Source organism: Sorangium sp. So ce131, assembly GCF_051519095.1.
Taxonomy (GTDB): Bacteria; Myxococcota_A; Polyangia; order Polyangiales; family Polyangiaceae; genus Sorangium.
Genome location: NZ_CP150455.1, coordinates 11,442,471 through 11,464,667 on the forward strand (window position 1 = coordinate 11,442,471; position 22,197 = coordinate 11,464,667).

The following is a 22,197-nucleotide window of genomic DNA, read 5'->3' on the forward strand; positions in this document are numbered from 1 at the left end:
GATCCGTCAACCTGGGTGGGAGCCGCCGCCCACCGTGGCACGAAAACGGGCGGCCGTACACGCCGCGCGGCGCGCGGATGCTAGCCTCGCGAGGTGCGCTCTCCCGATCGGCCTCGGGGCCGCGCCCCGACAGGGGCCGAGCGGCTCATCACCGTGGCGACCTACAACGAGGCCATGGAAGCGCAGATGGGGCGCTCGGCCCTGATCGCGCACGGCATTCGCGCCTTCATCGCCGATGAGCACGTGTCCACCCTGACCCCGCACTACATCGGCAGGGCCCTCGGCATCCGCCTCCAGGTGCCACGCTCCGATCTGGAGAGGGCGACCGAGATCCTGAAATCGCCGCACAGCGACGAGGACGGCGACATCGATGAAGAGGAAGAGGACGATGCGGCCGAGCTCGACGGGCCGAAGTGCCCCGCGTGCGAGGCGCGCTACGCTTACCGCGAGTGGTCGCCGGGCCAGGTCCTCGTCATCGTCGTCCTGCTCGGGCTGCCGCTCCTCGTCCTGAAGAAACACTGGCACTGCCGCAAGTGCGACACCTACTGGACGCCGGGCGCGCCGCCGCCGAAACACGGCAACCCGTACCGGGCGCCGCGCGGGGCGACGCTCCGCGGGAAAAAGTAAGCGCCGCTCGCCGCGCGCCCGCGAGCGGATCCCCACGAAAGACGACTCCAGGCAAGCGCCGCCCTGACCGGCATCAAGCCCACCGGAGCGCCGCACCTCGGCAACGACGGATCACCCGTCAGCCGTCGTCGCTCTTGTCGCTCTTGTCGCTCTTCTTGCGGCGCCGCTTCTTGCTCTTGCCGTCCTTCGCCTCGTCGGCGGCGTCCTTCTGCCCCCGGGCTTCCCTCGCCGCTTTGCCCTCGGCGCCGGCCGCGCTCGCGGCCTGCATGATCGCGGCGCCCTCGGCGGGCAGCGCCTCGTCCCCGCGCGCGCGGCCCCCCTCCCCTTCGCCGCGGTCCTCCCGGTAGCTGCCGAACCCCGCGCGCTCGGTCCAGCCGCGCTCGCCGGTGAGACCCGGCTCGCGGCTCTCGACGGTGCCGCCGCCCGGCTCGGGGCCGGTCGCGCCCGGCGTGCGGACGTCCGGGCCCTGCGTGACCACGAGGTACTCGTCCGCGACGTACTCGGGGTGGTTGTCGTCGCCCGCCTTGAACTCCAGGTCGCGCGGGCCGCTGCCGACGTGGATGATCTGCGTGGTGGGCGGGTAGCTGTCGCTCCACTTCTCCCGCACGGCGTAGGCGCCGTCGCGGACGACCCGCGAGCTCGTCGTCCTGAAGCCGGGGATGCCGCGCTGGGCGAGCACCCGCTTCCCCTCGGGCAGCTTGGGCGCCGGGCGCTCGAGCTCCTCGAACGGGAGGACCTCGTCGATGCGGCGGAAATACGTGACCGTGAGCTTGCGCGACGGGCCGAGGATCTCGGCGCGCACGACGCCGCCCGCGACCGTCTCGTGCAGCACGATCGGGAAATCGAACGGGTTCCTGAAGCGGTAGTTGATCGTCGGGTAGACGACGGTCGCGTCGAGCCCGAGCTTGATGTAGTAGCTCGGGCGGGAGTGCGGGTAACGCTCGACGATCTCGAGGCCCGCGAAGAACGCGGCGCCGTGGAGCGTGCCGGAGATCTGGCAGGTGCCGCCGCCGAGCCCGTCGACGAGCTCGCCCTGGGCGATGACGGGCGCGACGCGGTAGCCGTGCGCCTCGTCGCGCGGGCCGACCGTCTCGTTGAAGTCGAAGATCTCCCCCGGCATGACGACCACGCCGTCGAGCTTCGAGGCGGCGAGCCGGAGGTTGTACGTCCGCTCCTTGGACCTCCCACCCGTCGCGTAGCGCGTCTCGAAGTAGCCGAGCACCTGGTCGAACGTGACGTTGCCGAGCTGCGCGGCGGCGAGCTTCGGCGCGATCGTCTCGACGCTGGCCTGCGCGGTGTCCTGGCCCGCCCGGAGGGCCGCGTCGATCCGCGCGAGCGTGCCGTAGACGTCCAGCCGGTACCCGATCTTCTCGGGCTTGAGCTTCCTGGCCTCGAGGTCGACGTAGGCGTCGACCGCCGGCGCGTCGAGCTCGATCTTGAGGTCGAGCAGCTTGCTGATCGCCCGCTCGGAGTCGAGGAGGAGCGGGATCGGGATGTCGAGCGGCGCGTCCTCGCCGTCGTGCTTGCGCTCGTGGGCGCGGCGGAGCGCGCTCTCGGGGCGGAGCGCCTCGCGGACGAACTCGGCGAGGCGGACCCGGTTGATCTCGACGCCGAGGTCGTTGCGGCGGAGCGCGCGCTCGGAGCCGTCCGGGAGCACGATCCGGATCTCCCCGGTGGCGTAGCGGCGCACGAGGTCGAGCGCGTTGGCCACGACGTCGCCGGTCATCGGCACCGGCGCCTCGGCGACGCGCAGGACCGGCGGGGGCTTCGGGCCGTCGTCCGGCGGCGGCGGCAGCACGAGGTACGTGATGACGAGGCCGCTCGTGACGAAGATCGCCACCAGCGCGGCGAACCGCCAGAGCTCCGGCGAGCGGCGAAGATCCATGCGAGGGCGGCCATCTTGAAAAGCCTTCCCCGAACCGTCAAGCAAACGCCGCCGCGAGGGGCGCGGGCGCGGGAGCTACGGGGCGGCGCCGCGGGGCTCGCGCGGCGGGCGCGTCAGCTTCGAGGACGCGGCCCGCGAGGCCCGGAGGATCGACGCCTTGATCGAGCCCGCCCTCGGCGCGGGCGCGGCGCCCGTGCCGTCCCCGCCGAGCGGCGCGGCGCCGCGCGGCGCGTCGCTCGGAGAGGGCCGCAGGAGGTACACGCCCGCGAACGCCGCGAGCGCCGCCAGGACGACCGCGGACAGGATGAGGGGCCAGCGCTGCGCCGGCCGAGCGGGCCGCGGCGCGGTCGCCGGCTCGCTCGCGGCGCGCGCGGGCGTTGCGCCCGCGCGCGCCGGCGTGACGACCGCGCGCGCGGGCGCCGCGCCCGGCGGGCTCGGCAGCGGCGGCGGCTCGTCGTGGTGGCTCGAGCTCTCGCGCGCGATCTGCATCGCCTCCTGGATCGCGGCGCGCCGCCGCGCGCCGCGCGGGCCGAGCAGCTTCTGCATCAGCGCGGCGAGCTCGTCCGCCGTGGCGAGGCGCGTCGCCGCCTGCTCGATCGCGCGGCGCAGCTCGGCCATCGAGGCGAAGCGCTCGTCCCGCGGCTTCGCGAGCGCCCGCAGGACGATGCGCTCGACGTCCTCCGGGATCGACGGGGTGAGGGTCCGCGGCGGCTCGACCGAGCCCTTGTCGCAGATGCGGCGCACCATCGCGGTCTCGTTGTCGGCGTGGAACGGGTGCCTGCCGGTCAGGAGCTGATAGAAGACGATCCCGAGCGTGAACACGTCGGAGCGCCGATCGACGGGCTCGCCGCCCGCCTGCTCCGGCGACATGTACGCGAACTTGCCCTTGACCTGCCCGACCTTGGTCCGCTGCAGGTTGGAGGCGGCCTTGGCGACGCCGAAATCGACGATCTTCACCGCGCCGTCGTAGCCGACCAGGATGTTTTGCGGCGAGACGTCGCGGTGGACGAGGCCGACGGGCTTGCCGTCGCGGTCGCGCAGCTCGTGCGCGGCATGCAGGCCGAGGGCCGCCTCGCCCACGATGCGGAGCGCGACCGCGAGCGGCACGCCGCCGCGCGCCTTGCTCTCGCGGAGGACCAGGTTGAGCGGCTCTCCGTCGATGAGCTCCATCACCTGATAGAGGACGCCGTCCTCCTCGCCGACATCGATCGTCTCTGCGACGTTCGGGTGGTGGATCTGCGAGACCAGGCTGGCCTCGTCCAGGAACATCGCCTCGAAGTCGGGGTCGTCGCTGAGCTCCGCCCGCAGCAGCTTGACGGCGACGAGCCTCGGGAGCTGGCCGCTCGTCCGAGCGGCCCACACCGAGGCCATGCCCCCGAGCGCGATCGGAACGAGGAGCTCATAGCGACCGAGCGTATGGCCAGCGCGTACTTCTCCCATGGTGCTCACGTGCTGCGTAACTCCGGAGGGAGGCAATTCCCGCCGGGGATCATGCCCGCCGAGCCAGGCCGCGCGCGAGGTCGCGCCCGTGAAAATCGCTCGATGTGCCGGGCGTAGCTCTTGACCGATGACCGACAGCCACCGCCCGGACACGGCCGGGCGGTTGTGCTCTGGATCGTCGCAGAGAACGCCCTGGGGCTCAACCGGGAACGCTGTTCAGGGCACAGCGTGATCTTCCACCGTCGCCCGCTGGATCGGGGGCCCCCGTAGGCTCACCGCGTGAGCCGATCGGCGTCAGGAGCGCTCGCCGCTCCCCTCGACCGGCGCGCCCGACTGCGGGGTCTCGGGCGCCGGGATGACCTTGCGCAGCGCGGTGAGGTGGCGCTTGGTGACGCCTGACACCGCCAGGATCTGCGCGTCGGTCGCGCGTCGCACGCCCTCGAGGGAGCCGAGCTCGCGGAGGAGCGCCGTCCTCACGGCGCTGCCGAGCCCCGGGATGTCCTCGATCTCGGAGCGCAGGCGCCGCGCCTTGCCGAGCCGCTTGCGCGCGTGGTTTGCGAACCGGTGCGCCTCGTCTCGCGCGCGCGCGAGAAAGAAGAGGGCGGAGCTCGTGGAGCGGAGCGGGATACCGTTCTTCTGGCCAGGCAGGTAGACGCGGTCCACGAGCTTCTCGCCGGTCTGCGTCTCGCGCTCCTTCGCGAGCCCCACGATCGGGAGATCATGCAGGCCGAGATCACGCGCCGCCGAGAGCGCGACCTGGAGCTGGCCGCGGCCGCCGTCGACCACGAACAGATCGGGCAGATCCCACTCGGCGGCGCCGGACGGCGCGCTCGGCTGCGCGTCCTGCGCCGGGGCGGCGGCCGCTCGGGCCGCGGCGCTGGGCGCTTCCGTTTCCGTCTCCGTTTCCGTCTCCGTCTCCGGCGGAGCGTCGCTCTCGGGTGCAGCGTCGCTCTCGCTCGCCAGCGCCTCCGCCTCCGGCAGAACGTCGCTCTCGCTCTCCGGCGCCTCCGCCTCCGGCAGAACGTCGCTCTCGCTCGCCGACGTCTCCACCTCCGGCGGCGCCTCGCTCGCGGGCGCGACGTCGTCTTCATGCGAGCCGATCGCCGCATGGCTCTCGAGCGCTGGGGCCCCGGGCGCCTCCGGAGATCCCGGCGCGGCGGCCACGTCATGTGCGCTGGCCGGCGGGCTCGCCGAGCGGGCGGCCTTTCCGCGCCGGAACCGGCGCGCGAGCACCTCGTACATGGCGGCGTAGTCGTCGCCGTCGGCCACGCTCTTCACGTTGAAGCTGCGGTAGCGCTTCTTGTCGGGTTGTCCGTCGAGGAGCGCCACGATCGATCCCACGGTGTCACCGCCGCCGAGATGCGAGATGTCGCAGCACTCGATGCGACGCGGGAGCGTCGGGAGGCGGAGGCGCTCCCGGAGCTCCTCGAGCCGGCCCTCGAGATCGTCGGAGCTCCTCTGCTTCTCCCGGAACGCGTGAGCCGCGTTCTCGCTCGCCATCTTGAGCAGGTCCACGCGCGGCCCGCGCTGAGGCACGAAGAGCGATACCTTGCGGCCGCGCCGGTCGCCGAGCCACTCCGCCACGCCCTCCGCGCCGTCGGGCAAAACCGGCACGAGGACCTCATCGGGGATCGTGGTGGACGCGACGCCATAGTACTCGTTCAGGAAGCCGCCGAGCACCTCGTCGTCCGGCAGCTCCATGTTGCGGAGCGAGAAGGACAGCGTGTCAGTGACGCGCCCCTGGCGTACGAGGATCACTTCGACCTCCACGAGCGTCCCCTCGCGGTAGAGGCCCACCACGTCTTGATCGACGTCCTTTACATAGACGACGCGCTGGGCCTCCCGCACCGCCTCGACCGCCCGGAGCTGATCGCGGTAGATGGCCGCGCGCTCGAACTCGAGCTCCCGCGACGCGTCCCGCATTCGCGCGGTGAGCTCGCCCGTGAGCTCGTCGTGGCGCCCTTCGAGGAAGAGCGCGACCGAGCGGACCATCTCCGTATAGAGCTCCCGGTCCACCTCCATCACGCAGGGCGCGAGGCAGCGCTTGATCTGGTACTGGAGGCAAGGGCGCCGGCGCGACGCCATCTCGGCATCGGAGCAGGTGCGGAGCTGGAAGTGCTTGTTCACCAGGTGGAGCGTCCGCCGCGCGCTCGTCGCCGAGTGGTACGGGCCGAAATAGCGGGCCTTGTCCGGGTCGGGCCGGCGGACCGTCTCGAGCATCGGCCACTCCTTCTGCGGATCGAGCTTGAGGCAGAGGAAGTCCTTGTCGTCGCGCAGCTTGACGTTGAACCGCGGCTTGTGCTGCTTGACGAGCTCGTTCTCGAGTACGGCCGCTTCCTTCTCGGTGGCGGTCACCACCGTCTCCAGGTCGGCCACGATTTTCCGCAGTATCGGGATGAAGTAGCGGGCGTCGCTCCCGCTCTCCTGGAAGTAGCTGCGGACGCGCGAGCGCAGGCTCTTCGCCTTGCCGACGTAGACGACGGCGCCGGTCTTGTCGATGAACATATAGCAGCCCGGCTTCGTCGGGAGCGACGCGAGCTTGGCTGCGACGAGGGCTTCGGAGTCCTGCTTCACGCTCGGGTTGACCACGGCCGGAAGGATCTAGAAGTCGCGAGCGCCGGCAGCAAGCGCCCCGATCAGCTCCGCTCCGGCAGAGAGCGGCGGGCCCGACCGGCGGCGGCCCTCCTTATACACCTCGAGCGACGCCGCCCTCCGGCGCGGGAGCGGCGCCGCTCGCCGCGGCGACGCGCGGAACGCCCGGGTCGAGATCTCGATCCGCCGCCCGACCGGATCACGACGTTGGTCGGCGCCAGCACGCGAGCGCGCTAGCACGCGAGCGCGCAAGCGGCGGAGGGGCGATGGCCTCCGCCACATCGCGTCGCCGGGAGCGACGAGCTCCACCGGCGTGCGCGCCGGTGAGGCCGGCGCGGCGAGGTCGCGACTCGCGCTTCGGGCACGTTCTCGCCGGACGGCGGCGACACCTTCTTGCCCGCCGCGCGCCGAGCGCCCGTGTGGCGCGGGACCGGAGACGACTGAGGAGATCACCGCGGCGCGCGCAGCTCGGCGCGAGACGGGCGGCGGGTGTGTCGTCGGCGCGAGGTCCTGGTCTTCGTGCAGAGGGCTTGCCGAGTCGCCGGCGCGCGCGGCGCGGCGACGGCGCCATCTTCGCCTCGGTCACAATCCGGCGCGACTCCCGCTCGCGTCATCGCGACCAGTCCGTCTGGAGCTTCCTGGCCTCGAGAGAGGCCGCCCGCCCGAGAGCGAGGTTCGCGCGCGCCCTCGGTGCCCGCTTGTCCTCGCCGTAGCCGCGCTTCGGGTTCTCCCCGCAAGCCACCTTCGTCCCCCCGGCCGCCACGGTGACGAGCATCTGGCGAGGAGCGAGGAGGGAGGAGCGAGGAGAGAGGAGAGAGGAGAGAGGACAGAGCGCCCGCCGGCGGTTTATCGTTACCGCGCACCCTCTAATCAGGTTGCCTGAACGGGGAAGGACTTGTATGGTCGTAACATCACCAGCGACTGCCCGTTCGATACCTGGGTCTGTGACCAGAAGGCGTCGGCGGACTGAGCCCGCAGCGCCACCGGTTCCGTCATCTGGTTCCCGTTCGCTGCCGTTCGCTGCCGTCCAGGTGGGCCTCTGCGCCTGGCGTCGGGTAGACCCCGAGGTGGGAGCGCGAGTCGATCAGCCGAGGAGTGACGAACTGTCCAGCAGCGTCCACCACCACCGCCCCGCTCGGGGGAGCGATGTCGCCTCCGGCGGCGGCGGACCGCTCTGCCTCCTGGAGCAGGAGCGCGCCGAGGGCGATCGTCACCCGGATGCCCAGCACGAGTGTCACCCTCCGAGTCAGGATGGGCGGCAGAGCAGGCACGCTGGCCTCGCGCCCCCCAGCCGGCGCGCGCTCAGCCTGCCAGCAGGGCGGCGGGAGCTCGGGCGCGACGGCGGGTTGGGGCGACACGCCCGGAGGCTGAGCAGCTCCAGCACATCGGCAGAAAGGTGCAGCCAGCCCGGAGGCGCGGTGACCTCCGGTCTGGAGCGTGGATGGGCGCGCGCGCCTCGGTCCGCCGCGCCCCTCCTCCGGAGGGATGTGCTCGTGGGTGCGCGACGCAGCGCTCGTGACCTCGACAGCGCCGGAGGGAGGCTCCGAGGCCGACACGTTGCGGTCGATCCCGGAGAGCGGCTCGGTCTGGTGACGGAACTTCGGGCGTGCGGACACGCCACCCGGGCAGGGCGGAATGCAGAAGTGAAAGGCATGAGCCGCCGGCCCGCGCATGGGTGGTGGCCCGGAGCGACGGCCTCGGCCATGACACCGCGCTTCCCCCACGGCGGCTCGCCGGGGGGGCCAGGCTCTTCCACGCTGCCTCGGTCGAGCGCGCGCCGGGGCGCGGGGGGGTGGGCTCTTGTGTCCGGAGCACAGGAAAGGGCGCGGCCGAGGGAATGTCGCTGGCTCCCCGCGGTTACGGGGCTGGCGCGAGGTGCGCAGCGCTCGGCTTCACGCGAGGCCGCGGCGCGGAGGGGGCGTGGAGAGGAGCGCGGTGCTGTCCATCGGACCCGTCCTGGGCTCTGGGGGCAGAACCTGGCTTCGCGGAGCGAAGCTGCGTGGGAGGAGAGCGGTGGCTGGAGTCCGGCTCGACCGGTCGCCCCAGCACCCCATGAGCCGTCGGGCCCCCGTGAGGGCGGCTTCCCGACGCATGGTGAAGGGACACCTCTCGAATTATTTTCAGGTCAGATGCTGATCTTTAGTTGACAACTCTACCTATTCATGGGACGCGAGATCCAATGAGCAACGTCGAAACCGAAATCAGAAGCCACGTTGATTCGTTCGTCTCTCAACTGAGCGCACTTGTCCGCAAAGCGGCTCTCGAGGCGGTCGCTGACGCCTTGAGGGAGGGGGGCCAGCCGGCCGCCGCCGCGCCGCGCAAGGCGGGTCGGGCCAAGGCCGCTCCTCAGCAGCAGCCCGCGGAGGTCAAGAAGGCGGCGGCGGGGCGCCCTGCGCGCGCCGCGAAGCCTACCCGCAAGAAGGGCGAGAAGCGCTCGAAGGAAGAGCTCGCCGCCATGACGCAGAAGGTCCTGGAGCACATCCGGGCCAACAGCGGCCAGGGCGTGGAGCAGATCGCCAAGGATCTGGGCACCACCACGAAGGAGCTGACCCTGCCGATCCGGAAGCTGCTCGTCGAGAAGAAGATCACGTCGAAAGGAGAGAAGCGGGCTACCAAGTACTTTTCCCGCTGAACGCGACGTCGGCGCCTCCCGGGCGCGTCCGGTCCGGCGAGCCGAGGTTGAAGTCCAGCCTCCTCCCGGCCCGAAGCGGGGAGATCTTGGCGAGCCAGGAGCTCCCCAGGTTGCCGCGGAGTCGTCGCACATCGGAGCGGAGCAAGCTCCGCAGCCGTACACGCCTCAGGATACCCCCCAGCAAGAGTTCCCGAGCAGCTCCTCTCCCGCGTAGCGCGGTGGAGGGATCGGCCAGCACCACGCGCTTGCGCCGGCGCAGGCGTGCCGTCTCGGATGCGCCGCGATCATCAGGCCACCCCAACATCTTGTGCGCCGACCTCGGCCAAACCACCATCCCTAGTTCTGATGCGCCGCTGGGATGTCAGGGATGCCTGTCTGGCAGAGCACGATCGGCGGTGCACGTGCGAGCCGCCGTGAGCGGCATTGGACTGATCCGCGTCCACCCACCGTGCGCTCGAGGCTTCACGAGCCGCGCTTGAAGCAAGACCACGTCAGACTCGACCTGGAATGAAACCGCACCTGCGCGGACATCTCCTCCAGGACGCCCCTGGCGGACGTCGCGACGCTGCGCTGGGCGACGAGCCGTGCGTCTCTCCAGCGGGAGCGCCTTGGCGGTTGTCGACCCCTGTTGAGGTGGGGACAAGAAGACGACCGGACAACCGCCCGCCTCACCTCCACCCGGCCACGATGGCAAGCATGGTCTATGCCATCGTCACACCGCTCGGTCGATACCACGGCTTGAAATCAAAACGAGGACAACGCCAGACCAACATCACCGCGCTGGACAGGTTCTGACCAGCTTCGGCGCTCAGCGCACGGCGACGCTCGGGGCAGAGTCCGTACGCTGGGGCCTGAGTCCGGGCGGCGCCCGCCGGGGGCGCGCCGAGCGAACCTCATGAGACCTCGGGGAAAGTGCGACTCGGGCTCAGCGCTGGGCGCGGGCGCCGACGATGAGAACGTTCGAAAAAGGCGTCTTTCCCCAGGCCGGCCTCGTCTCGCAGGTGAAGCCGAGCTGCTCGAGGAGCGCGGCGATCTCCCGGGCAGGGCGGAAACGCACCCGCTCGCCCCGGTTGAACCGTAGCGCCGTGAAGATGCGCTCCTCGAGCAGCGTGATCGAGCTCCTCAGGCCGCGCTCGGTATCTGCCTCGCGGACGAGCAGGCGCCCTCCTGGCCGAACTGCCGCCGCCGCCCGCCGAAGGATCCCGTCCTGCTCGTCCAGGTGGAAGTAATGAAGCAGATCGATGAGCAGCACGGTGTCGGCCTGACCCAGCTCTGCCTCACGCGCGTCTGCACACCAGAATTCCGCGGGCAGCGGAGCCGCCACGGGCAGAGGTCGCGGCTCGCCGGATGAGCCGGTCGGCTCGGGCGATCGCGGCGGCGCTCCGGCGGTGGCGCCGCTGGCGCGGAGGGCGTCGTCTATCTTGGCGCGGTCCCAGTCGAACCCGCGCACGCGCGCCGCCCTCCCCAGCTCGAGCAGGAGAATCGGCAGCTGGCCAGCCCCGGTGCCGATGTCGAGGACCTCTCCGAGCGCGCCGGGGCGGTCGCCGGCGATGTCAGCAATCAGCCGGGCGACGGGGTCGCCGAGCAGCTTGAAGCGAACATAATGAAAGCGGGTGCGCTGCGCCGGCGTCGCGCCGTCAGGCGGGCTGTACCTCGAGGCGACCCGCTCGACCGCGTGAACCCACGGCGGCGCGTCGTCTGGAAGTCGATACGGCTCCACCCGGCGGCTCTGCAGGCCGGGCGCGCGGCGCCGCTTCAGCGCGACGAGGGCGAAGACCAGCACGCCGCCGAGGGCGGCGAGCGCGAGCCCGACCACGGGCGCGCCCAGGAACATGTACTCGGGGAACTCGGACAGCGCTTGCGTCCAGCTCATCGTTTCATCGAGGCGAAGCCATGCACCCGTGCGGAGGTACGCGCCGACCTGGACCTCGGCCGTGAGCAGCGCTGGCGCAAACAAGGGGTTGGAGATGTTCGCAGCGACCCAGGCGATGGCTGCGTCGAGGCGAAACCACAAGCACAGGACGAGGACGAGCGGCGTGTGGCAGCCGAAGATCGGCTGGGAGCCGATGAACAGGCCGATCGCCACCGCGACGGCGGTGCGCCCGGCGGACAGCTCGCTGCCGCGGAGCTCGCGCCACGCGCGGCGCGCCTCCTCTCGGAGGTGAGAGTACCTCGCCAACGCTCAGGATCTGCCTTCCCGCTCCGCGCGGTCGGCGTCGCCCGCCGCGTCGGCGATCGTCGTGGCCAGGAGGTCGGACACCTCCGTGGGGGTCACGTCATCGAGCACGTCCCAATGCGCGCTCCTCGCGACAGGCGGCGCCGGCGCCTCGGGAGGCGCGCCGTCCCTCGGGCGCCCGTTCCGCTGCGCTTCCACCATGCGGAGGTACATCTTCGCCATCTTGTTGTCGGGGTCGATCGCGAGCGCCTCGCGCCACTCGGCGATCGCCTGATCGGCCGCGCCGAGGGCGAGGAGCACGACCCCGAGCAGCACGCGGGCGGGCGCGAACTTCGGGTTCGCGTCGCGCGCAGCGGTGTAGTGCTCGCGAGCGAGCGCCAGATTGCCCGCGTCGCGGTACATCGTCCCGAGGCGCAGCTGGAGATCCGCGAACGTGGGGCACAGCGCCACGGCGCGCTTGAGCTCGTCGATCGCCTCCTGCGCGCAGCCCGCGTCGGCATAGGCCTGCGCGAGCGCGGCGTGCATGTTGGCGATCTTGCCGCGCGCGAACGGGTCGACGACGCCCCCCGTCCCCTCGCCGCGGCGGATGCGGGAGTAGACCTGTCGCGCCGCCTCGTACTTGCCGAGGTCGTTGTACGTGACCGCGAGGTTCAGCAGCGCTTCGGTGTAGTGCTCGTTCAGCTGCACCGCGCGCTCGAAGGACAGCTCCGCGCCGAGGAAGTCCCCTCGCTCGTGGAGGATGACCCCGAGCATGTTGAAGACGTCGGCGAACCGATCGGTCTTCTCCAGGATCTGTCGCAGCGCGTGCTCGGCGAGATCGTACTCGCGCCGGTCGTAATGCTCCCTGCCAAGAACAAGGAGCTGCTTCAGCCGGTCATCCATGGGGCCCGCTAGCTTACGCGACCAGCGTACGGACGCGGTGCGCCTTCCGCGCAATCGTACGGAGGGCCACGAGGTAGCGCGGTTGCAACCCAGCCGACGCCTTGGTACGCACGTCGGCGTGCCGAGTGCAGTACCTCAGAACCCGGTCGAGGCATCCGGGGCGCCGGACGCCGCGGAGCGGAGCGGCGTCGATGGCGGCGCGGCGGAGCGCGGCGTCACGGGCGCACAGGACACGGGCCGCGACGCCGCCGGCGCGCCGCCCGCGAGCCGTGACGTCGCAGACGCACAGGACACGGGCCGCGACGCCGCCGGCGCGCCGCCCCCGGCCCGCGACGCCGCGGACGCGCCGCCCGCAGCGGCGGCGCCCCTGGCGCTCGAGCGCAGCAGCGCGATCGACGACGCGCTCGACGCGCCCAGCAGACCTGCCACGCCGCCGCTGCCGAGCCCCCGCCGCGAGAGCGCCCCGGCCGCGCCGTGGTCGCGCGGCGGCGATCTTCGCGCGCGCTCGGCGCCGACGTGGACGCAGCAGACGCCGTCTCCCTCCCGCACGCGCAGCGCTGCGCCCTGGTTGCGCGGCGGCGATCCCCGCGTGCAGCCCCCGCGCACGCCGTCGCTCGTCGACGGCCCTTACGCGGCCTCGGGTTCGGGCGACGGCCCGCGCCTCCCCCCCGGGCTCGGCCGGCCTCCTCCAGGCCCACACCTCTCGCCGCGCATGACGGCGGTCTTCGGCGGCATCTTCGGCCTCGCGACGCTCACGTCGCTCATCGCGCTGCTCATCCAGGGCGTGCCGGTGCGCGACGAGCGCGCGCTGGTCGCGGCGGGCCCGGCGGGCTCGGCTGCGGCCACGGACGAGGCCGCGAAGCCGGCGGCGTCGCCGGAGGTCAAGACCAAGAAGCGCACCCCGCTGCCGGGCCCGTGGCGGATCTCCGAGCTGGCGAAGGACACGTCCATGCTCCTCGTGAGCGACGTGATGGAGCGCCGGTCGTTCATCACGGCCCTCGACGAGAAGGGGGTGCCGAAGGCCCAGATCTACCGGATCATGAAGGCCTTCGAGGGGCTGCGGAAGTTCGACAAGTGCGGCCGCAAGGATCGGTTCACGGTCGCGATGGAGCGCTCGACCCGCCGGGTCCGCGCCTTCGAGTACGAGGTGTCCGCGAGCGAGATTTACCAGGCGAGGGAGGACGCGGCCGGGCTGCTCGCGGGCGCCGCGCTCGACATGAAGATCGCCGAGGAGGAGGTCGTCGGCGCCTTCTACGTCGGCAAGGATCTCGCCAGCTCTTACCAGGCGAGCGGCCTCGAGCCCGGCTTGCTCGACACGATCGACGAGGCGCTCAGCGGGCGCCTGTCGACGGAGAGCTTCGAGGAGGGGAGCACCGTCCGGCTCATCGCCGTGGAAGAGACGGCGCTCGGCATGTTCTCCCGGTACAAGAAGATCATCGCCGTGGAGTACCGGCCCGTGGATCCCGCGCAGAAGCCGCTGCGCATCTACTATTTCGCGGGGCAGGAGAGCCGCGGCTACTTCGACGAGCGCGGCCGGCAGCCGTACGCCGGCGGCTGGCGCTCGCCGGTCCCGGGCGCGCCCGTGACGTCGAAGTTCAACCCGAACCGGATGCACCCGGTGCTGAAGAAGAAGATGCCGCACAACGGGACGGACCTCGGCGCCCCGATGGGGACGCCGGTGTACTCGGCGTACCGCGGCGTGGTCGAGTGGGTCGGCCCCGCGGGTCCCAGCGGCAACCTCGTCACGGTCACGCACCCGAACGGCATCACCACCGGGTATGCGCACCTCTCGAGGTACGCGCCCGGCATCAAGCCCGGCATGAAGGTGGGCACCCACCAGCTCGTCGGCTACGTGGGATCGACGGGCCGCTCGACGGGCCCGCACCTGCACTTCAGCGCGAAGAAGGACGGCAAGTACTTCGACGCCGAGACGCTCCAGCTCGACGGAGAGCGCGTGATGCCCGGCACCGATCGCGCCGCGTTCGCGGCCGCGAAGGAGGCGCTCGACAAGCGCATCGACGCGATCCCCCTGCCCGAGCCGCCGCCCGAGCCGGTGAAGCCGGAGCCCGCGGAGCCGGCCGCGCCGCCGCCACCCGCGGCCGCCGGAAGCGACGCCACGGTCACCGCGGCGCCCGAGGTCGGCCCGAGTGGTCCGACCGAGCCGGAGAAGCAGCCGCCGGAAGGCGCCGGGGACGACGAGGGTGAGCTCATCGAAGGCCCGGATCTCAAGAACCCGCCCGAAACGATGTGACGCCGAGCAGCTGAGAGGACCGAGGGCGCCGAGCTGGGCGCCCTCGCGGCCTCGATGGGTCGCGCTCCAGAGGAACGAAGATCTCGGGAACGCCGAGGAGGACGCCCGCGCGCCCTCGGTGGGTCGCGGCGGGCGGCGAACAAAAAAGCGAGAGGACGCCGAGGAAGATCTCCTCGCGTCCTCGACGCTCTCTCCAGGGGCGTCCGCCCTCGATGGGCGGTGCCGGGCCTGCTACCGCTTCGAGTACTGGAAGCGCTTGCGGGCGCCGGGCTGGCCGTACTTCTTGCGCTCCTTCTTCCGCGCGTCGCGCGTGAGGAAGCCAGCGCGCTTCAGCGACGACCTGCGCTCGGGATCGAGCTCGCAGAGGGCGCGCGCGATGCCATGCCGCATCGCCTCGGCCTGGGCGCTGTGACCGCCGCCGACCACGGTCGCGGTGACGTCGAACTGATCGAGCAGCTCGAGCAGCTCCAGCGACTGCCGCATCACCATGCGCGAGGTCTCGCGGACGAAGTAGTCGTCGGCGGGCCTCTGGTTCACCCGGATGGTGCCGGAGCCCGGCGCGAGCCAGACGCGCGCGACGGCGGTCTTCCGCTTCCCAGTGGCGTACGTTCTCGTTTCCGTCATGGCTTTGCTCAGCTGTAGCTAAGGGGCTGCGGCTTCTGCGCCGCGTGGGGGTGATCGGGACCGGCGTAGACCTTGAGCTTGGTGAGGAGCTCACGGCCGAGGATGTTCTTCGGGAGCATCCCCTTCACGGCCTTCTGGATGGGAAGCTCCGGCTTGCGCTCGAGCAGGTGGCCGTACGACTCGGAGCGGAAGCCGCCCGGCTCGCCGCTGTGCCGCACGTAGTTCTTCTGCTGGAGCTTGCGGCCCGTCAGAACGACCTTCTTGGCGTTCACGACGATCACGAAGTCGCCGGTGTCCACGTGCGGCGTGAAGGTCGGCTTGTTCTTGCCGCGCAGCACCGTGGCGATGCGGCTGGCAAGGCGGCCGAGGGGCTTGCCCTCCGCGTCGATCACCCACCACGTGCGCTCGTTGCGGGCCTCCGCAGGCTTGGCAGAAAAGGACTTGGGCTGAGGATTCATTGGGCGAAAAACTCCGGAAGGGCGCCTGCCGAAAAGGGGCGCAACTTCTACAAGGCGGTCCACCGCCTGTCAAGGGCATCGCGCAGCCGACGGGCGGCGCGATCCGTCAGTCGAACGTCGGTCGAACGTCGGTCGAACACAGCGGTACGTGAGCTCTTTGTGCTTCTTTGTGCTCACGCAGGCGAGCGCACGCTGGACGTCCAGCCCCGCCGAGGTTGCTCCACGAGGTCACGCTCCCGTCTCACCAACATTTCCGCGGTCCTGCCTGGACGTCCGCCGGGCTCGACCACGCGCCGCACAGCCGCAGCCATCTTCGGCCGCGCCGCCGTGACGGGCGGCTTCATCAACGGAGACTTCCGCAGTCCTGCCCCCGGGCTCGACAGGAGCGCTGAGCGCGCCGGGAGAGAGCGCGTCCTTCACGAAGCCACGAACTGTTCGGTGCAGCGGAGAGGGCGGGATTCGAACCCGCGGTACGTTGCCGTACACACGATTTCCAGTCGTGCACCTTCGACCACTCGGTCACCTCTCCTGATACTTCGTCGACGCGCCTCGCTTCTGCCGGACCGGCGTCGCTCTCAGGGAGCGGTCGGTCAGAGCCCACCTGGCTCCATCGGGTCAAGCAGCCAAGCTTAGCGGAGAGAGCGGGATTCGAACCCGCGGTACCCTTGCAGGTACACCTGATTTCGAATCAGGCACCTTCGGCCTCTCGGTCACCTCTCCGCGGGCGAACATGGCAAAGTGGGGCCGGCTGGTCAAGCATCTCCTGAACGCCGACCGGTCCGGAGGTGCACTTCGCGCGGTCCCGGCCTCGCCCGAGCGCCGAGGAGGCCTCGCCCGACCGCCGAGGAACCGCGGCTACGCGAGGTCGTTCGGCGCCTCCGGGCTGCCCGGCGCGCCCTGCGCCGCCGCGTCCTCGCGCTCGGCCCGGAGCGCGGCGCGCGCCGCCGGCGTGCCCGCGCGCGGGAGGCGGATCACGAAGCGAGCGCCCCCGAGCGGCGAGTCGAGCACGTCGATCGTGCCGCCGTGGTCGACCACGATCTTCTTCACGATGCTCAGGCCCAGCCCGGTGCCGTCGTACCGCGTGGTGACGTACGGATCGAACACCGTGTCGCGCACGGCGGGGTCGATGCCCGGGCCGTCGTCGTCGACGGCGATGACGTAGCTCTGCCCCTCGATCCGCGCGGAGACGCGGACCCTCCCCCACACCGCGGACGCCGGCTGCGCGGCGCCGCGCGCGCCCTGCCGCGCGTCCCGCAGCGCCTGCGCGGCGTTGCGCACGATGTTGCCGAGGGCGCGCCGGAGCATCTCCCGGTCGAGCGCGGCGGGCATCGGCGCGTCCGGCACGTCGAACGCGAGATCGACGCGGCCGAGCAGCGCCTCGTCCGTGGCGTGCTCGCGCCCCGCCTCCTCGAACGCCGCGAAGTGCTCGCCCTGCTCGCGCAGGAACTCCGCGAGATCCGAGGGCTCGAGCTCGGCCTGGGGCAGCCGCGCGAAGCTGGAGAACTCCCCGACCAGGCGGCGCAGCGTGCCGACCTCCTCCTCGACGACCTCCAGCGTCGTCTGGAGCAGGCGCTGGTAGGCCGGGTCGCTGCCGGCGTACCGGCGGTGGCACTCCTCCACGGCGAGCTGGATGGGCGTCAGCGGGTTCTTGATCTCGTGCGCGAGGTGCCGGGCCATCTTCTGCCACTCGCCCATGCGCTTCAGGAACTCGATCCGCGCGCGGCTGCCCTCGAGCTCCTCGAGCATGCGATCGAAGGCGCGGCCGAGGTCCGCGACCTCGTCGTTGCCCGGCAGCCCGACGCGCACCGAGAGGTCGCCCTCCGCGACGGGCCGGGTCGCCGCGGCGAGCCGCGCGATGCGGTCGACCACGGGCCGCACCACGAGCACGCCCGCGATGACGGCGAGGACGATGGTCGCGCCGAGCAGCGCGGCGAAGGCGTCGCCGTAGCTCTCGTCGAGGTACTCCTTCCGGTGCTCCCGCTCGAGCGCGCGGTACGCCTGCGCGAACGCCTGCGCTTCCTGGAGCTCGTCGAAGCGGGCGCTCGGCGCGGCGAACGTCGCGGCGAGGGTCCTCGCGTCGCCGCCGCAGCCGTCGTCGTCGCCGCCGCCGCCGCCGCCATCGTCGTCGCCGCGCGCGAGGTCGCCGCGCGCGGGCTCGCCGGGCGGCCCCGCGGGGCGCGCGATCGGCCTGCGGACCGAGAGCGTCTTCTCGCGCGCGGGATCCACGGGGCGGCCGCGCTCCCGCGAGGCGACGAGCTCGTCGCCGCACCGCTCGACGCGCAGGGAGACGAGCGTGGGGTGGGCCTCGAGCAGGCGCGCGAGCTCGGCCTCGAGCGGGCGCGCGCCCCCGGCGAAGGCGCCCCGGCGGAGCGCGTCGCCGGCGGCGATCGCCTCGGCCTCGAGGCGCATGCCCTGCTTGATCGCGGCCGCGAGCTCGGCGTACACGCCGAGCGCCCGGTCGAGGTGGACGCCGAACTCGGGCTGGAACGCGGTCGCCGACACCCGCGCGATCACCGTCCTCGCGACGACGATGCTCGCGACCAGCGGGATCAGCGCGGTCACCAGGATCGCCGCGACGACCCGCCGCTCCGTTCTGCCGGGGATACGCATGCGCGCAGCATAGCCGCGGCGCGCGCGGGGCCGCCGGCGGCGGCCGGAAAACACGCCCGTCAGGAGGGCCGCCCGCCGCGCCGGCGAGGGCCCCCCGCCCGGGGAGCGCCGCTACTCGACGGTGACGGTCTTCGCGAGGTTGCGCGGCTGGTCGACGTCGTTGCCCTTCAGGTTGGCGACGTAATAGGCGATCAGCTGGAGCGGGAGCACGGTGAGGAGCGGCCCCACCTCGTCCGGCACCTTGGGGATCCAGACGTGGTGCTGCGCGATCTCGAGGATCGACTCGTCGCCCTTGGTGGCGATCGCGACGACCTGCCCCTCGCGCGCCCGGACCTCCTGCAGGTTGGAGAAGGTCTTGTCGTAGTGCGCGTCGCGCGGGCAGACGACGATGACGGGGAGGTCCTCGTCGATGAGCGCGATGGGGCCGTGCTTCATCTCGCCGGCCGCGTAGCCCTCGGCGTGGGCGTAGGAGATCTCCTTGAGCTTCAGCGCGCCCTCGAGCGCGATGGGGAAGCCGAGGCCGCGGCCGAGGAAGAGCACGTCCTTCGCGTGCACGAGGCGCTTCGCGATCGCGTGCACGTAGTCGGCGTCGCCGAGGACCTCGCGCATGTGGCTCGGGATCTCCCAGAGGGCCTGGAGGATCTCGCGCCCGCGATCCGCGGACAGCGAGTCGCGGCGGCGACCGAGGTAGACCGAGAGCAGGAGCAGCGCGGCGAGCTGCGTGGTGAAGGCCTTCGTCGAGGCGACGCCGATCTCGGGGCCCGCGTGCGTGTAGAGCGCGCCGTCGGAGAGGCGCGGGATCGCGCTGTCGAGCACGTTGCAGAGCGCGAGCACCTTGGCGCCCTGCGCCTTCGCCGCCTTGAGGGCGGCGATCGTGTCGGCGGTCTCGCCCGACTGGCTGATGGCGATCACGAGGTCGTCGGGGAAGAAGATCGGCTCGCGGTAGCGGACCTCGCTCGCGAGCTCGACCACCGTGGGGACCCGGGCGAGCTGCTCGATCCAGTAGCGCCCGGCGATCCCGGCGTGGTGGCTCGTGCCGCAGGCGACGATGTAGACCCGCTTCAGCTCCTTCGCGAACTCGGGCGTGACCCCGATCTCGGTCGCGTGCACGTCGCCGGCGGCGAGATCGATCCGGCCGCGCAGCGTCGCCTCGACGACGTCGGGCTGCTCGTGGATCTCCTTCAGCATGAAGTGCTTGTAGCCGCCGCGCTCCGCCTGGACGGGGCTCCAGTCGATGCGCTTCACGCGCCGCTCGACCTTGTCGCCGCCGGTCACGGTCTCGATGCGGACGCCGCTCGAGTGCAGCTCGGCGATGTCGCCGTCCTCGAGGAAGATCATGTCGCGGGTGTGCGAGAGGAGCGCGGGGATGTCGCTGCCGGCCAGCATCTCGCCCTCGCCGACGCCGACGACGAGCGGCGAGCCGTACCGGGCGACGACGATGGCGCCGGGCTCGTCGCGCGAGACGACCGCGATGGCGTACGCGCCGTGGACCTGCCGGAGCGACCCGCGCACGGCCTCGAAGAGCGACTTCGCGCCCTTCTGGAGCTCGCGGTGGACGAGGTGCGCGACGATCTCCGTGTCCGTGTCGGAGAGGAACTTGACCCCCTGCGCCTCCAGCTGCTGCCGGATGGCCACGTGGTTCTCGATGATGCCGTTGTGAACGACGGCCACCGGGCCCGCGGAGTGCGGGTGGGCGTTCACCTCGCTCGGGCGGCCGTGCGTCGCCCACCGCGTGTGGCCGATGCCCGTCGTGCCGTCGAGGGTCCGCTTCTCGAGCGCCTCGCTGAGCTTGATCAGCTTGCCGAGCGTCCGGACGATCTCGATGCCTTTGCCATCATGAATGGCAATGCCGGCCGAGTCGTAGCCTCGATACTCCAGCTTGCGCAGCCCTTCGACGATGATCGGCGCCGCCTTTTTTGACCCAACGTATCCGACGATCCCGCACATGCTCGCCTCGTTCAGGTAATGCCCGCGCGCGCCTAGGCGTGCTGCGGAAAACGTAACGTTACTCCTCGCTACTGGGAGCTGGCAGAAAAAACTGCGCCCCCGGACAACGAACGCCGCGTCGACCGCGCGAAGGTCACAGCCAGGACGAATGCGAGCAATGCCGTGATCGAGGCGATGCCGAACGTGAGGGCGCCGCCGCCGCGCTTGTAGAGCTCGCCCCATGTGAGCATTCCGATGACAGATCCGGCCCCGGCGCTCGCCGAGAACAAGCCCTGGGCCGTGGCGAGGATCTGCGGCGGGGCGCGATCTTTCGTGTACGCGAGCGAGGCGACCCACATCATCGCGAAGGAGACGGCGTGGAGCGGCTGGATGGCGAGCAGGGCCGGCCAGAAGCGCACGGTCGAGAGGAGCGCCCAGCGGAGCGAGGCGCCGACGAACGCGAACGCGAGCAGCGTCGGCGGCGAGAATCGCTTGAGCAGCGGGCCGGAGAACGCCATGAGCGCGATCTCGCCGGACACCCCGACGGCCCACGCGACGCCCACGAGCGACTCGGGGAAGCCGACGTCGCGCAGGTGCAGCGTGTAGCAGAGGTCGTACGAGGAGTTCGCGCTCTGCGCGAGGAAGGACGCCGCGAGGAAGAGGCGGAAGTCGCGGCTCTGGAGGAGGACGAGGGCGCGCTGCTTCACCGAGCCTTCGGCGGCCTCGGATCGCGGGGCGCCCGCGGCGTCATGGGCGCCGGCCGCCTGGCCGAGCCGCCGGAAGGGCGCCTCGCCGTGCGCGGGCAGCGCCCACGACAGCGCGAACGCGACCAGCAGCGCGGAGGCGACCGTGGCAGGGAACACCGCGGGCCGCGCCGGATCGACGAAGGCGCCCGCGATGACCGCCACCACCGCGAAGCTGACCGAACCCCAGAGCCTGAACCTGCCGTAAGTGATCCCGGAGCGCAGCGACGCCTCCATCGCGACCACGTCGGCCATCATGAACATCGGCGCGCGGAAGAACGCGAACGCGGTCGCCGCGGCGAAGAGGCCGGCGAAGCTGAGCGGGAGGCCCAGCGCGAACGAGAGCGCGAGCAGCGCGAACGGGAGGAAGGCGCCGGCGCAGGCGGCGCGGATCAGCCAGACCCGCACGCCGAGCGCGTCGGCGAGGAGGCCGAACGCCGGCGGCGCGACGAGGCCCATGGCGGGGAGCGTCGCCGCGATCGCCCCCATCGCGAGCCCCCGCACCTCCCGCGCTTCCAGCCAGCTCGGGAAGAGCGGCAGGTACACGCCGAGGACGACGAAGATGCCGAAGTAGTAGAGCGAGATCGCCCGCGGCGATGATTTGAGCTGCAAAGAAAGGGGAGGTGGCATCGGCTGCGCGCTGCCGCGCCCCGAGCGCGAGGTGCGTGCAGCATGCCCGTCTCTGACGCCGGCGCCGCGGAGGAGCAAGCGCGCCGAGCGCCGCGCGTTGCCGACGACGCGCGCGGAGGCGCCCCGCCGCGCGGTGCGTCATCGCAGCGGCGCTCTGCGAGAGGGCTCCGAGGCCCGGAGCACGGCGGGCACAAAAACGAAACGGCGGCGCCTCCGAGGAGAGGCGCCGCCGCGCGTGAGAACGTCGGCTCAGTACCGATCAGTACCGGTCGCCGCCGCGGCCGCCGCGGCCGCCGCGACCACCGCCGCCGCCGCCGCCGTAACCGCCGCCGCCACCGCCACGACCGCCCCGGCCACCACCGCCGCCGCCGCCGCCGCCGTAACCGCCGCCGCCGCCGCCGCCGTAACCGCCGCCGCCGCCGCCGCCGCCACCGCGCTGGACCCGCTCCTCCGCCTCGTTCACGCGAAGCGGACGGCCATCCATGAGCGCGCCGTTCATCTGCTCGATCGCCTGCTGAGCCTGCTCAGGCGTGCCCATCGTTACAAACCCGAAACCACGCGACTGCCCGCTCTCGCGATCGGTAACGATGTGCACGTCCGTCACATCGCCGCTCTGAGAGAACGCTGCCTGCACCGAGGCCTTGGTAGCCGAGAAGGGGAGATTACCAACGTAGAGGCGAGTACCCATGACACTGATTCACTTCACGGCTCTGCGAGATGC

15 protein-coding genes and 2 tRNA genes are annotated in these 22,197 nt (G+C 71.7%); 3 read left to right on the forward strand and 14 right to left on the reverse strand.

Going from position 1 to position 22,197, the window contains the following annotated elements:
• The first annotated feature begins 93 nt into the window (after positions 1-93).
• Positions 94-627: a putative signal transducing protein gene (locus WMF43_RS41545; protein ID WP_437673433.1), complete on the forward strand. Its 534-nt coding sequence runs from the start codon at positions 94-96 to the stop codon at positions 625-627.
• A 118-nt stretch (positions 628-745) separates the two neighbouring features.
• Here WMF43_RS41545 and WMF43_RS41550 read toward each other — a convergent pair whose 3' ends face one another.
• The 4 genes from WMF43_RS41550 to WMF43_RS41565 all read right to left on the reverse strand — a co-directional run bounded on the left by WMF43_RS41550 (position 746) and on the right by WMF43_RS41565 (position 7,782).
• Positions 746-2,512, reverse strand: coding sequence for a VanW family protein (locus WMF43_RS41550; RefSeq protein ID WP_437673434.1), 1,767 nt, complete (start codon positions 2,510-2,512; stop codon positions 746-748).
• A 75-nt stretch (positions 2,513-2,587) separates the two neighbouring features.
• Positions 2,588-3,952 carry a protein kinase domain-containing protein gene (locus tag WMF43_RS41555; protein ID WP_437673435.1) on the reverse strand — a complete coding sequence of 455 codons (1,365 nt, stop codon included), beginning with the start codon at positions 3,950-3,952 and terminating at the stop codon, positions 2,588-2,590.
• A gap of 294 nt (positions 3,953-4,246) precedes the next feature.
• A complete protein-coding gene (uvrC, locus tag WMF43_RS41560) occupies positions 4,247-6,541 on the reverse strand; it encodes an excinuclease ABC subunit UvrC (RefSeq protein ID WP_437673436.1) in 2,295 nt (764 codons plus the stop codon).
• A gap of 995 nt (positions 6,542-7,536) precedes the next feature.
• Positions 7,537-7,782 (reverse strand): hypothetical protein, encoded by a 246-nt coding sequence (locus tag WMF43_RS41565; protein WP_437673437.1) that lies wholly within the window; start codon positions 7,780-7,782, stop codon positions 7,537-7,539.
• A gap of 941 nt (positions 7,783-8,723) precedes the next feature.
• On the opposite strand from WMF43_RS41565, the gene WMF43_RS41570 reads away from it, so the two are divergent.
• On the forward strand, positions 8,724-9,176 hold the full coding sequence (locus WMF43_RS41570; protein WP_437673438.1) for a DNA-binding protein: 453 nt from the start codon (positions 8,724-8,726) through the stop codon (positions 9,174-9,176).
• Between the two features lie 925 nt (positions 9,177-10,101).
• Here WMF43_RS41570 and WMF43_RS41575 read toward each other — a convergent pair.
• Positions 10,102-11,355 carry a DUF2062 domain-containing protein gene (locus WMF43_RS41575; RefSeq protein ID WP_437673439.1) on the reverse strand — a complete coding sequence of 418 codons (1,254 nt, stop codon included), beginning with the start codon at positions 11,353-11,355 and terminating at the stop codon, positions 10,102-10,104.
• Positions 11,356-11,358: 3 nt separating this feature from the next.
• Positions 11,359-12,234: a tetratricopeptide repeat protein gene (locus WMF43_RS41580; protein WP_437673440.1), complete on the reverse strand. Its 876-nt coding sequence runs from the start codon at positions 12,232-12,234 to the stop codon at positions 11,359-11,361.
• A gap of 118 nt (positions 12,235-12,352) precedes the next feature.
• On the opposite strand from WMF43_RS41580, the gene WMF43_RS41585 reads away from it, so the two are divergent.
• Positions 12,353-14,485 (forward strand): peptidoglycan DD-metalloendopeptidase family protein, encoded by a 2,133-nt coding sequence (locus WMF43_RS41585; protein ID WP_437673441.1) that lies wholly within the window; start codon positions 12,353-12,355, stop codon positions 14,483-14,485.
• A 231-nt stretch (positions 14,486-14,716) separates the two neighbouring features.
• On the opposite strand, the gene rpsI is transcribed toward WMF43_RS41585, so the two are convergent.
• The 8 genes from rpsI to WMF43_RS41625 all read right to left on the reverse strand — a co-directional run bounded on the left by rpsI (position 14,717) and on the right by WMF43_RS41625 (position 22,164).
• Positions 14,717-15,109, reverse strand: coding sequence for a 30S ribosomal protein S9 (rpsI, locus tag WMF43_RS41590; RefSeq protein ID WP_104985286.1), 393 nt, complete (start codon positions 15,107-15,109; stop codon positions 14,717-14,719).
• A gap of 8 nt (positions 15,110-15,117) precedes the next feature.
• Entirely contained in the window at positions 15,118-15,567 is a 450-nt protein-coding gene (gene rplM / locus WMF43_RS41595; protein WP_437673442.1) for a 50S ribosomal protein L13, read from the reverse strand.
• A 444-nt stretch (positions 15,568-16,011) separates the two neighbouring features.
• A tRNA-Ser gene (locus WMF43_RS41600) sits at positions 16,012-16,096 on the reverse strand.
• Positions 16,097-16,200: 104 nt separating this feature from the next.
• Positions 16,201-16,287 (reverse strand) — tRNA-Ser (locus tag WMF43_RS41605).
• 135 nt (positions 16,288-16,422) lie between these two features.
• Complete coding sequence (locus WMF43_RS41610; protein ID WP_437673443.1) at positions 16,423-18,177, reverse strand: sensor histidine kinase; 1,755 nt, start codon at positions 18,175-18,177, stop codon at positions 16,423-16,425.
• Between the two features lie 111 nt (positions 18,178-18,288).
• Entirely contained in the window at positions 18,289-20,124 is a 1,836-nt protein-coding gene (gene glmS, locus WMF43_RS41615) for a glutamine--fructose-6-phosphate transaminase (isomerizing) (RefSeq protein WP_437673444.1), read from the reverse strand.
• A 68-nt stretch (positions 20,125-20,192) separates the two neighbouring features.
• Positions 20,193-21,458 carry an MFS transporter gene (locus tag WMF43_RS41620; RefSeq protein WP_437673445.1) on the reverse strand — a complete coding sequence of 422 codons (1,266 nt, stop codon included), beginning with the start codon at positions 21,456-21,458 and terminating at the stop codon, positions 20,193-20,195.
• Between the two features lie 277 nt (positions 21,459-21,735).
• Positions 21,736-22,164, reverse strand: coding sequence for an RNA recognition motif domain-containing protein (locus WMF43_RS41625; RefSeq protein ID WP_437673446.1), 429 nt, complete (start codon positions 22,162-22,164; stop codon positions 21,736-21,738).
• Positions 22,165-22,197 lie beyond the last annotated feature (33 nt).